This is a genomic window from Lentzea xinjiangensis, assembly GCF_900110955.1.
Taxonomy (GTDB): Bacteria; Actinomycetota; Actinomycetes; order Mycobacteriales; family Pseudonocardiaceae; genus Lentzea; species Lentzea xinjiangensis.
In genome coordinates, this window is the sequence record NZ_FOFR01000024.1 from 97,072 (window position 1) to 107,889 (window position 10,818).

Consider the following 10,818-nt stretch of genomic DNA (forward strand, 5'->3'; position numbering starts at 1 on the left):
AGAGGGCTCGTGCGGCGGCAGCGTCTATGGGAGCGCTCTCACAGTTCATAGCTGAAACCGGTACCGGGCGAAACCGGTTTCGGGATTTCCGGTACAAACGAATCGGTTGAGACACCCGAACGTGATAAACCGGCTGCCCCGTTCGGACAGCCGGTTCCGGTGTGCGGTCCAGGCGTCACGCCGCGCGATCGTCGTGCGGCGCGGAGGCGGCGGCGTTCAGCGGCCGGCCTTGCCCCCGTCCGGTGCGATGGCGAACCAGCGGTTGTCGGTGCCGTGCCCGGTGGCGTCGCCCGCCACCTCGTCGTCGACGTACCGGTAGACCGGCTTGCCGCCGATCGTGACCTGCTCCAGCCCGTCCGGCCGCCGCACCGTGCCGAGCAGCTCCGGGGCGAGCTCCGGCGCCTCGATCTCGCCGCCCTTGGCGAGCAACGGCGCCCACACCAGCGTGCACTCCGGTTCGAGGCAGGTCGACGCTGGCGGGTCGGTGCCGTCCTGGGTGGTGAAGTAGAGCGTGTAGTGGTCGCGGTCGGCGACCACGGGACCGACGGCGGGGGACTGCTCCACCCGCAGCGTCGCGATGTCACCCGGCAGCACCTGGACCGGGCCCGCGACCGGCCCGGCCGCGGCTTCGGGTTCCTCCGGCGCGGCGGTCTCCTCCGGCGGTGCGGAACACGCCCCGAGGCAGACGGCCAGTGCGACGACGGCGGCGAATCGGATCACGACCGGGACTACGGACGGTGGGCCCTGTCCGGTTCAGCGGGCGTCGTGGTGATCGGCATGGCCACCGGCCGCCGCCAGGACGGTGACAAGATCTTGTATAGGTTCTGTCGCATGAGCGAGGTGCGGGACCGGATCCTGGCCGCGGCGACCGAGCTGGTCGACAAGGCGGGCGTGGAAGGCGCGTCGATCCGTGACGTGTGCGCGGCGGCGAACGTGACACCACCGACGGTCTACCACCACTTCGGCGACAAGAAGGGCCTGCTCGACGCCGTCGTCGCGGTGGGGTTCGACCGGTACCTGCGGGAGAAGCGCGACCGGTCGCCGTCCGCCGACCCCGTCGAGGACCTGCGCCGCGGCTGGGACGGTCACGTCGAGTTCGGCCTGCGCAATCCGGCCCTCTACGGCCTGATGTACGGCGGTGCGCGGACGACCCAGCACCCCGCATCGCTGGAGGGCGAACGAATCCTGCGCCGGATCGTCACCCGGATCGGCGAGGCCGGACTGCTCACGATGCCGGTGGACGACGCCGTGCGCACCATCCACGCGGCCTCGGTCGGCACCACGATCCTGCTGATCGCGAACCCCGGCCTGGTGGAGCTGTCGGAGCGGACCAGGGAGGCGGTGTTCGGGTCGGTGCTCGTCGCGCAGGCCGGCGAGGCGGGCCTGGCGTCGGCGGCTCGCGTGCTGCTGGCGCAGGTGGCGCGCTCGGACGTGCCGCTGACGCCGGGGGAGCTCGGGCTCCTCCGGGAGCTGCTGGCCCGGCTCGCCGACGGGGCGTAGACCGCTCCCACCTCAGGAAGACCAGCTCGCTCGCGGCGCTGTCCGGCGGCCTCGTGGTGGTGCTGTCACGTGGTCTGGCTCGCGCGCTGGGGCCGGGTGATCGCCGCCAGCACGAACTCGCGGATCTCTGCGGCGATCTCGTCGGCGGCGAGTGGTGGCTCGTGCGCCTGCCACTCGCGCAGCAGCCCGGTGATCGCCCCCACCAGCGCGATCGCCGTCAGCCGGTAGGACCGCCGTGGCGCCGTTCCGGCGGCGGCGGCGCGAAGGGCCTCGGACTCGATGAACTCGGCCCACGTGCTCACCCACCGCACGTGCTGCCGCTCGATCTCCGCGTTCACCCCGACGGCCTCGACGTAGTTGAGCCGGGGAGCGCGCGGATCGGCGGTCACGGTGCGCACGAACACGTCCAGCAGCGTCGTGACCCTGCTCACGAGGTCCTCGGTCTCCAGCGCGGCGAGCGTCGAGCGGACCTCGGCGAACGCCGTGGCGTTGATGAGGTCGTGCAGCTCGCGCAGCAGCTCCTCCTTCGAGGCGAACTCCTCGTAGAAGGTGCGCGTGGAGACGCCGGCCTCACGGCACAGCTCGGAGATCCGGGTGGCGGCGAAGCCCGTGCCGGTGAACAGCGCCAGCCCCGCGCGCAGCAGCCTCGCCCGGCGCTGCGCCCTGCGCTGCTCGGGCGAGATACCGCCATAGGCACGTGCCACGGAGAGGTGCTCCCCACTGGTAACCGGGGTTGTCAGATTACTTCGGCGCAACCTCGGACGCGGTCAGGCGTCTAGACCTTTGCACGGACGATCAGCCGCCGGTCGCGCTCGGAACCAGTGCGGGGCAGCCGCCCGTGGCGTAGCCGGCGTGGTACTCGAAATGCCACTGCTCGTTTTCGTAGCGGCGGCACCAGCCGAGGGTGCCGCCGTTTTTCTCGACCCATTTCGCTGATTCGATCGGCTGCACGTCCACCGCGAATCCGATCACGTGCATCGACCGGTCCGGCGGGTTCAGCACGTACTTCGACGCGAGTTCCGCGCTGCCGAACTTCTCGACGGCCTCGTCGAACTCGGCCTGCTGTTGCCCGCGGCTGCGCTTGCCGTCGTTCAGGCACAGCTGAACGCCCTGCTCAGCGGCCTTGGCGCGCAACGAGAGCCAAGCCTGCAGAACCTCGGGGCGAAGCCCCTCCGGCTTTTCGTCGAAGTAGCGGGCGTCGATCGGGCACGGCGGACCGTCCGGTGGTCCCGGCACCTCCTCGACAATCGCGATCGGCTTTCCCGGCTGCCGGTCGAACACGAGCGTCAATCTGCCCAGGTATCCCAGCGCGCCGCCGGCGGAAACCACGAGTGTGACGATCAGCAGCACGCCGAACACGACGCGTCTGGAGGTCTTGGACATGATTCGGATAATACGTCGGCGGACGGGTATCTCTGTCAGCAACCCGTAACAGTCCCTCGGCAGCCGTGTCCCGGCGAACGTGGCGCACAACACATCCGTTCGGCCCAGTCGTGCTTTCGCAGGGCGCGCGAATGTGATCGGTGAACAGTTCCTGGCCCCTTTCGCGGCGCCGAAACGTGGTGGCAACATCTGCGGCGGCCGAGAACCGGCCCGATTTGCACCAGGTCTCAGGAGGACCGCTTTCATGTCCGCCCGCATTTTCACGTTCGTCGCACTCCTCGCTTCTGTTCTCACCTTCGCCGGCACCGCCCAGGCCGCTCCCGCCGCACCGGCGGGCACCGTTCTGGTCCTGACGGCGCAGTACTCCGAGTTCGACGGCAACGCCTTCAAGGCGACCGTCCTGACCTGCGACCGGGGTGACAGCCACCCGCTCAGGGCCCTCGCCTGCGCGACGCTGGCGGCCACCGGTGCCGACCTGGGGTCGATGCAGGCCGACGGCAGGGCCTGCACGCTGCACCACGCGCCGGTCGAAGTGTCGATGTCCGGTTTCTGGCGCGGTGCACCCGTGCACCAGGTGCACACTTATCCGAACTCGTGCGTCATGCTGGCGCACACCGGTGCCCTGTTCGATTTCTAGGAATCGAAAGGACACCGGCCATCAATGTGGAGCGGGGCGCGGCAGGGGCGCTCCGCTCCACATTTCTGCGCACCCGGAACGGTGTTGCGCCGAATGGCGGGTGGCCTGAGCGGTGTGCGAGGGTGAGATCATGGCCGCCACCTCGCGTTTCCCCCTGCTCTCCTGGACGACCATCGCCCCCGCGCTCGGCGTGCTGCTGCTCGTCCTGACGTGGGGACGGGAGCTCGCCCCCGTGCTCGTGGCGCTCGTCGCACTGGTCCTCGCCGGGACCGTGCTCGCCGCCGTGCACCACGCCGAGGTCGTGGCGCTGCGGGTCGGGGAGCCGTTCGGGTCGCTGGTCCTCGCGGTGGCGGTGACGATCATCGAGGTGGCCCTGATCGTCACGCTGATGGTGTCCGGCGGCCCCGAGGCGTCGTCACTGGCGCGCGACACCGTCTTCGCGGCGGTCATGATCACCACGAACGGCATCGTCGGCATCGCGCTGCTGCTCGGCGCGCTCAAGCACGGCACCACCCTGTTCAACGCCGAGGGCAGCGGCGGCGCGCTCGCCACGGTGATGACGCTGGCCGCGCTCACGCTGGTGCTGCCGACGTTCACCACCACCACGCCCGGCCCCGAGTTCTCCGGTCCGCAGCTCGCGTTCGCCGCGCTCGCGTCCCTCGCCCTGTACGGGTTGTTCGTCTTCACCCAGACCGTCCGCCACCGCGACTTCTTCCTCCCGGTCGACGAGGACGGCGTGATCGAGGCCGACGAGCACGCCGAGGCGCCGTCCGGGAAGGCCGCGCTCGCGTCGCTGGGCTTCCTGCTCGTCGCGCTGGTCGCGGTGGTGGGCCTCGCGAAGATCGAGTCACCCGCGATCGAGGCCGGCGTGCGGGCGGCCGGGTTCCCGCCGTCGTTCGTCGGTGTCGTGATCGCCCTGCTGGTGCTGCTGCCCGAGACCATCGCCGCCGCGCGCGCCGCCTTGCGCGACCGCATCCAGACGAGTCTCAACCTCGGCTACGGCTCGGCGATCGCGAGCATCGGCCTCACCATCCCGACGATCGCGCTGGCCACGATCTGGCTCGACGGCCCGCTGCTGCTCGGGCTCGGCTCGACGCAGATGATCCTGCTGCTGCTCACGGTCCTGGTCAGCGTGCTGACCGTGGTGCCGGGCCGCGCCACGAGGCTGCAGGGCGGTGTCCACCTGGTGCTGCTGGCGGCGTTCCTGTTCCTGGCCGTGAACCCGTAGCCCGGGCCACGACCCAGTCCGGTCCGGCGCGAAGCCATGACCCGAACGCCCTATTGCCCCGTTACGACGTTCGGCCCTACTTTGCGGTCACGCCGGTTACCACAAAGGGGTCCCACCGATGCAGCTCCGTGCCGTGCTCGCCGCCGTCCTGCTCCTGTTCGCCCTCGCTCCGCCGGCGCAGGCGGCCGCGCCGGGCGACCTGGTCAGCAGCCGGGAGGTGGCGTGGCACCCGGAACCGCTGAGACTGCTGCCCGCTCCGGTCAAGGCCTACGACATCCGCTACCGCTCGACCTCCGCGACGGGCACCGGCACCGTCGTGTCCGGCATGGTGCTGGTCTCGCCGCTGCCGTGGAACAACGGCCCGCGCCCGATCGTGGCGTACGCGATGGGCACGCAGGGCATGGCCGACCGCTGCGCGCCGTCGCAGCAGCTGCAGAACGGCACCGAGGTCGAGACGGCCTTCCTCGCGCAGGCGATGTTCAAGGGCTGGGCGGTCGCCGTCACCGACTACGAAGGCCTCGGCACGCCGGGGGACCACACCTACGCGGTTGCCCGCTCCGAAGGCCGCGCCCTGCTGGACGTGGCGCGGGCGGCGAGCGGCATCCCCGGTCTGTCCGCTGACGCCCCGGTCGGTGTTTTCGGCTACTCGCAGGGTGGTCAGGCCGCGTCGGCCGCCGCCGAGCAGTGGAAGTCCTACGCGCCTTCGGTGAACGTCGTCGGCGTGGCGGCGGGCGGTGTGCCGGCCGACCTGAACGCGGTCGCGAAGTTCAACGACGGCAACGCCGGTTCGGGCCTGGTCTTCGCGGCGGCGGCGGGATACGCCGCCGCCTACCCGGAGCTGCCGCTGGCGTCGGTGCTCAACGCCCGCGGCACCCAGGTCATCGACCGGATCCGCAACTCGTGCGTCGCCGAGATCGCCCTCGTGGCGCCGTTCACGCGGCTCGACTCGCTGACGACCCGGCCGAACGTCATCCAGGACCCGGTGTGGCAGCAACGGCTGGGGGAGAACGCGCTCGGTTCGGTCAGGCCCGCCGCGCCCGTGTACCTCTACCACGGCACGCTGGACGAGCTGATCCCGTTCGGCGTGGGGCAGGCGCTGCGGTCGCGGTGGTGCTCGCTGGGCGCCGACGTGCAGTGGACGCCGTTGCCGCTGCTCGGTCACGTCGCCGCGGTGAGCGCGTGGGGCTCGAACGCGATGAACTGGCTCGGCGAGCGGTTCGCCGGCAACACGACGCGCCCCAACTGCTGATCGCCCCGGCTGATCGCCCCGGCGGGGAGATCACTCCAGGAAGTCCGGCGGGGGGAACCTCCGCCGGAACGTGAAGCCGTCCGCCGTCGGCCCGTTCGCCCGCACCAGGTCGAGCTTGGCGAGCCCCTCCCCGACGGTGGGCCGGTAGCCCGCGGGCACCCACCACATCACGTCCGCCGCCGTCTCGGGGTCGAACCACCGGGCGCTCAGCTTGACCGCCTCGAGGTGGACACCGCTGAAGGTGAACTCCCACAACGCCTCGACGGACTCCCAGACGCTCATGTTGAACGCCTCGCGCCACGGATCGCGCCCGAGCGCGCGCAGGTCGGCCATGGCCTGCTCGGCCGACGGCCGCCACACGAACCCCGGGGCCCGGTGCGCGAGGTCGTTGACCGGGTCGATCCGGTTGGTGAACCCGCGCATCCGCGGGTGGTCGAACGACCACCGGCCGATCGTGATGTTGGCCTGTGCGAGCTGAAAATCCCCCATGCCCCACTCTGACATGATCAGCTCATGAAGTGCGTGGTGCTGGACGACTACCAGGGCGTGGCCCTCGCGGCCGCCGACTGGTCGGGCCTCGACGTGACGGTGCTGCGCGAGCACCTGGACGACCCGGCCGCCGCCCTGGCCGAGGCCGAGTGCGTCGTGATCATGCGCGAGCGGACCCCGTTCACCGCCGATCTCCTCGCCCGGCTGCCCCGGCTGCGGCTGCTCGTCACGAGCGGCATGCGCAACGCCGCGATCGACCTCGCCGCGGCCCGCGACCGCGGCGTCACGGTGTGCGGCACCGGCAGCGCCAAGACCCCGCCCACGGAGCTGACCTGGGCGCTGATCCTCGGCCTCGCTCGCAACCTGGTCGCCGAGAACGCGGCCTTCCGCGCCGGCGGCCCGTGGCAGAGCACCATCGGCGCCGACCTCGCCGGCCGCACCCTGGGCCTGCTCGGCTTCGGCCACCTCGGCCGGTCGGTCGGCCGCGTCGGCAAGGCGTTCGGCATGGACGTCGTCGCGTGGAGCCCGAACCTCACCGCCGACCGGACCGGGCCCGAGGGCGTCCGGCTGGCGTCCGGTCTGCACGAGCTGTTGTCGCAGAGCGACTTCGCCTCGATCCACGTCGTCCTGAGCGACCGCAGCCGCGGCCTGGTGGACGCGGCGGCCCTGGCGTGCCTGAAGCCGTCGGCGTTCCTGGTGAACACCTCGCGAGCGGCCGTTGTGGACGGTGCGGCACTGCTGGAGGTGCTGCGGGAGCGGCGGATCGCCGGTGCGGGTCTCGACGTGTTCGAGGTGGAGCCGCTGCCGCTGGACGACGAGCTGCGGAGGTTGCCGAACGTGCTCGCCACCCCGCACCTCGGGTACGTCACCGAGGAGAACTACCGCGTCTACTTCCGCGAGGCCGTGGAGGACATCCACGCCTTCCTGGCGGGAGCGCCGGTGCGCGAGCTGCGGTGACGACTCCGCACTCATCCCCGTGAATCGCGGGCAATGGCGCGGTTCTCCATACGTACTCGGAGAGGCAATGCCATCCGCACCTGGCCTGAAAGCGCATCTTTCGGTCTTTGGGGGTGCGCGCCGGCTACTGAGGGCAGGGCATCTCTCCACGGCGTCTGAGCTGCGGATGGGGTGGCCCGAGCGCCACTCCGGAAGTGCCTGCCGAACCTTAAGCGAATTTAAATCCACCATGATCCAGCCCGGTGTGAACCCCGTCCGTGACCTCCCCGTAGTCATCGGTACAACACCGATCGACCCCGAGGAGAGAATCGAATGGGCGCTCGACACCGCAAGCCCGCCATGATCGGCGCGGGCGCCACGCTCGCGGTCGCTGCTGTCGCCGGCGGCCTCTTCGCCTTCAGCGGCACCAACTCGAACGCGGCCGAGGACTGCGGCGGTCTGGACCAGGCGCTGCGGAACAACCTCGACTTCATCGCCGGGCAGCAGGCCAACCCCGACGCCCAGTCGGACGCCCGCATCGCGAACCGGCAGGCCGTCGTCACCCTCATCAACCAGCGGCGCGCGGCGGCCGGGTGCGGCGCCGACGTCCAGGCGCAGCCCGCGAAGGGCCAGGCCGCCACGTCCGGCGAGGACTGCGGCGGGCTGGACAAGGCGTTGCAGAACAACCTGAACTTCATCGCGGGGCAGAAGGCCAGCCCCGACGCGCAGTCCGAGGCCCGCATCGCGAACCGGCAGGCGGTGGTCGACCTCATCCAGCAGCGGCGCGCGGCGGCGGGCTGCGAGGGTGCGGGCAACGCCGACCAGGGCAACGCCGACCAGGGCCAGGGCAACCAGGGCCAGGCGACGGCCCAGCCCGCCCCGCAAGAGCCCGCGGCCGAGGAGGGCACCGGCGCCACCGGCCAGCAGGTCTGCGCCGGCTCGACCGTCACGCTGTCCGGCGAGGGCGGCGCGCCCGCCGCGTCGAGCGGCGAGTTCCCGATCGGCACCACGCTGAAGGTGACGAACTTGGACAACAACAAGTCCACCACCGTCAAGGTGGCGTCGGTGTCGGGTAGCTGCGCGCTGCTCAACAACGCCGCCTTCGAACAGGTTCGCGAGCCCGGCAAGTTCCTGATCCGCCGCGCGCGGATCGAGAAGATCGGCTGACGACCGTCCACAACGGACGGCCACTCCCGGTCAGGCGCGGGGGAGTGGCCGTCCGTCGTGCTGGCGGACCTGCTCCTGACCGCTGACGGGCGGTGGTCAGGAGCGGTCGCAGGTGGGATCTTGGTCTTCAGGTCGTCGACCCCGGAGTGAGCCAAGTGACCGAGAATGCCGTGCCGGCCGCACCCTCCGTCTTCCGGAACACGTCTTTCCTGCGCTTGTGGACGGGCACCACGGCGTCGGGTCTCGCGATGTGGGCGCTGCCGTTCGTCCTGGGCCTCGCGGTGCTCGAACGCTCGATCACGGCCGTCGAACTGGGCGTCGTGCTGGCCACCAGGACGGCGGGGTTCCTCGCCGCGGTCCCCGTCGCCGGTGTGCTCGCCGACCGGCACTCGCGCCGTGCCGTGGTCTTCTGGTCGTGCGTCACGGCCGGTGTCGCCACACCGATGATCGCGGTGGGCATGGGCAGGTCGCTGCTGCTGATGGCGGTGGCCGCCACGATCGTCGGAGCCGGGCAGGGCGCCTGCCGGCCCGCGTTCCAGGCGCTCGTGGCCGAGGTGGTGCCGGAGCAGGGGCGGCAGCAGGCCAACGCGGCCACCACGCTGGCGATCAGGGTGACCACGCTGGTCGCGCCGAGTCTCACCGCGCTCGCGTCACTGCTCCTGGACGCCCGCGCGCTGCTGGCGGTGACCGCCGTGGCCTGGCTGTGCGCCGCGCTCGTGCCGCCCAAGGGCTCGGCCGGGCAGCCGCGCCCCGCCATCGCGCGTACGGGCCTCGTCGCCGAGTTCGCCGACGGCATCCGGGAGGCCCGCCGCCACCCGTGGATGCTCGCCGGGCTCGGCGCGCTGACAGCGGTGATCGCCACCGGCTACTCGGCCACGGCCGTCCTGCTGCCGTTGATCAGCAGGGACCGCTACGGGACGGAGGCGGTGCTGGCGGCCGCCACGACCGCGCACACCCTCGGCGCCCTCGCGGGCGCGGTGCTGATCGCCCGCTGGCGGCCGCGCGCGGCGGGATGGGCGGCGCTGGCCGGGCTCGGCTGCTACGCCTCCATCCCGCTGGGCCTGCTGGTGCCGGTGCACCCGGTCGTGCTGGTCGGCGCGTACGCCGTGGCGGGGATCGGCATCGAGCTGTTCAACGTCCCGTGGTTCACCGCGATCCAGCGCGAGGTCGAACCGGCCAAGCTCGCCCGCGTGTCCTCTTTGGACTTCCTGCTGTCGTACGGCCTGGCACCGGTCGGTCTGGCCCTGATCGCGCCGGCGCTCGGCCGGTTCGGGGAGAGCGCCGTGCTCGCCGGCTGCGTCGCGGTCTGCCTCGCGGCTCCCGCCGCGGCGGCGCTGGTGCCGTCGTCGCGGGGGTTCCGCCGCACGCCGTGACCTACCAGCTCCAGCGGAACCCGCGCACGCCCGGCCGGACGTCCAGGGCCACGTCCAGCAACGTGCGGCCGGGGGCGACCGGAGAGCCGTCGGCGAGCTGCGCGACCGACGCCGGCGGGTCTCCCTCGAACGTCACCTCCAGCACGTACTCCCGCGCCGGCAGCCGGAACTTGCGCTCGTAGTCCGTCGCGGGCGGGCACGGTGGCTGGTTCACCAGCTCGTGCTCGATCACGACGCTCTCGCCGCGCAGCAGCGGCCGCCCGAACACCAGCTCCGCCACGAGCAACCCCTCGGCGGGGTCCGCGACGACCCGGCCGACCGTGCAGTTCTTCAACGCGGTGACCCGGGGCAACGGCCTGCCGGGCGCGTCGGCGTGCATGATCAGGACCCAGCGGTCGGGGCCGTTCATCGACGCCGACAGCACCTGCCGCGACCGGAAGCTCTTCGCGGCGCGATCCGCGCCGATCGTCACGAAGTCCTGCTGGCTCACCCGGATCAGCTGGTCGTCCCACTGGGTGTCGAGGTCGTGCAACACGTGCTCGACCGGCGAGGGCGACGGCCAGAACGCGGACATCGGCGCCGGCGCCTCGCGCAGCCACCGGCGGCGCGGGCGGGGCGGACCGAGCAGCTCCGACAGGTGACCCGGCGGCACCCGCAGGATGTGTTCCAGGTGGACGACGGCCTGCAGCGACTTCTGGCGCTCAGGCCGGCTGCGGCCCGTCTGCCAGTAGCTCAGCGTCGCGAGCGACACCGACACCCCGTTCTGGGACAGGTGCTCGCGCAGGCGCTCGAGACCGAGACCACGATTCGTGATCGCCGTCCGGAGCGCCTCCGCGAACTCGTCCACGCAGGTCAC

12 protein-coding genes are annotated in these 10,818 nt (G+C 71.7%); 7 read left to right on the forward strand and 5 right to left on the reverse strand.

Going from position 1 to position 10,818, the window contains the following annotated elements:
• Positions 1-216: 216 nt before the first annotated feature.
• On the reverse strand, positions 217-720 hold the full coding sequence (locus tag BMW88_RS34955) for a COG4315 family predicted lipoprotein (protein WP_089959455.1): 504 nt from the start codon (positions 718-720) through the stop codon (positions 217-219).
• Between the two features lie 111 nt (positions 721-831).
• On the opposite strand from BMW88_RS34955, the gene BMW88_RS34960 reads away from it, so the two are divergent.
• A complete protein-coding gene (locus BMW88_RS34960) occupies positions 832-1,500 on the forward strand; it encodes a TetR/AcrR family transcriptional regulator (protein ID WP_089959512.1) in 669 nt (222 codons plus the stop codon).
• Between the two features lie 65 nt (positions 1,501-1,565).
• Here BMW88_RS34960 and BMW88_RS34965 read toward each other — a convergent pair whose 3' ends face one another.
• Positions 1,566-2,204, reverse strand: a complete 639-nt coding sequence (locus tag BMW88_RS34965) for a TetR/AcrR family transcriptional regulator (protein WP_089959458.1) — start codon at positions 2,202-2,204, stop codon at positions 1,566-1,568.
• A 91-nt stretch (positions 2,205-2,295) separates the two neighbouring features.
• Complete coding sequence (locus BMW88_RS34970; RefSeq protein ID WP_177221568.1) at positions 2,296-2,883, reverse strand: D-alanyl-D-alanine carboxypeptidase family protein; 588 nt, start codon at positions 2,881-2,883, stop codon at positions 2,296-2,298.
• Positions 2,884-3,127: 244 nt separating this feature from the next.
• On the opposite strand from BMW88_RS34970, the gene BMW88_RS34975 reads away from it, so the two are divergent.
• From BMW88_RS34975 to BMW88_RS34985, 3 genes are all read left to right on the forward strand, one after another.
• Positions 3,128-3,520 carry an SSI family serine proteinase inhibitor gene (locus BMW88_RS34975; RefSeq protein ID WP_089959459.1) on the forward strand — a complete coding sequence of 131 codons (393 nt, stop codon included), beginning with the start codon at positions 3,128-3,130 and terminating at the stop codon, positions 3,518-3,520.
• 130 nt (positions 3,521-3,650) lie between these two features.
• Positions 3,651-4,748: a calcium:cation antiporter gene (locus tag BMW88_RS34980; RefSeq protein WP_089959518.1), complete on the forward strand. Its 1,098-nt coding sequence runs from the start codon at positions 3,651-3,653 to the stop codon at positions 4,746-4,748.
• Between the two features lie 118 nt (positions 4,749-4,866).
• Entirely contained in the window at positions 4,867-5,997 is a 1,131-nt protein-coding gene (locus BMW88_RS34985; protein ID WP_089959462.1) for a lipase family protein, read from the forward strand.
• A 30-nt stretch (positions 5,998-6,027) separates the two neighbouring features.
• Here BMW88_RS34985 and BMW88_RS34990 read toward each other — a convergent pair whose 3' ends face one another.
• The gene (locus BMW88_RS34990; RefSeq protein ID WP_089959464.1) at positions 6,028-6,501 is read right to left on the reverse strand and encodes a DUF3291 domain-containing protein; all 474 of its coding nucleotides are present in this window, start codon (positions 6,499-6,501) and stop codon (positions 6,028-6,030) included.
• Between the two features lie 9 nt (positions 6,502-6,510).
• Between BMW88_RS34990 and BMW88_RS34995 the strand changes: the two genes are divergently transcribed.
• The 3 genes from BMW88_RS34995 (at position 6,511) to BMW88_RS35005 (ending at position 9,962) form a co-directional block, all read left to right on the forward strand.
• Positions 6,511-7,443, forward strand: a complete 933-nt coding sequence (locus tag BMW88_RS34995; RefSeq protein ID WP_089959468.1) for a D-2-hydroxyacid dehydrogenase family protein — start codon at positions 6,511-6,513, stop codon at positions 7,441-7,443.
• 546 nt (positions 7,444-7,989) lie between these two features.
• Complete coding sequence (locus BMW88_RS35000) at positions 7,990-8,589, forward strand: hypothetical protein (protein ID WP_425434720.1); 600 nt, start codon at positions 7,990-7,992, stop codon at positions 8,587-8,589.
• A 155-nt stretch (positions 8,590-8,744) separates the two neighbouring features.
• Positions 8,745-9,962, forward strand: a complete 1,218-nt coding sequence (locus BMW88_RS35005) for an MFS transporter (RefSeq protein ID WP_089959472.1) — start codon at positions 8,745-8,747, stop codon at positions 9,960-9,962.
• Position 9,963: 1 nt separating this feature from the next.
• Here BMW88_RS35005 and BMW88_RS35010 read toward each other — a convergent pair whose 3' ends face one another.
• Positions 9,964-10,809, reverse strand: a complete 846-nt coding sequence (locus tag BMW88_RS35010) for an XRE family transcriptional regulator (RefSeq protein ID WP_245778265.1) — start codon at positions 10,807-10,809, stop codon at positions 9,964-9,966.
• Positions 10,810-10,818 lie beyond the last annotated feature (9 nt).

What these genes read in the sequence shown, in the direction of transcription:
- BMW88_RS34960 (WP_089959512.1), top strand. Translation starts at nt 832, where the DNA reads ATGAGCGAGGTGCGGGACCGGATCCTGGCCGCGGCGACCGAGCTGGTC.
- BMW88_RS34970 (WP_177221568.1), bottom strand. Translation starts at nt 2,883, where the DNA reads ATGTCCAAGACCTCCAGACGCGTCGTGTTCGGCGTGCTGCTGATCGTC.
- BMW88_RS34975 (WP_089959459.1), top strand. Translation starts at nt 3,128, where the DNA reads ATGTCCGCCCGCATTTTCACGTTCGTCGCACTCCTCGCTTCTGTTCTC.
- BMW88_RS34980 (WP_089959518.1), top strand. Translation starts at nt 3,651, where the DNA reads ATGGCCGCCACCTCGCGTTTCCCCCTGCTCTCCTGGACGACCATCGCC.
- BMW88_RS34985 (WP_089959462.1), top strand. Translation starts at nt 4,867, where the DNA reads ATGCAGCTCCGTGCCGTGCTCGCCGCCGTCCTGCTCCTGTTCGCCCTC.
- BMW88_RS34990 (WP_089959464.1), bottom strand. Translation starts at nt 6,501, where the DNA reads ATGTCAGAGTGGGGCATGGGGGATTTTCAGCTCGCACAGGCCAACATC.
- BMW88_RS34995 (WP_089959468.1), top strand. Translation starts at nt 6,511, where the DNA reads ATGAAGTGCGTGGTGCTGGACGACTACCAGGGCGTGGCCCTCGCGGCC.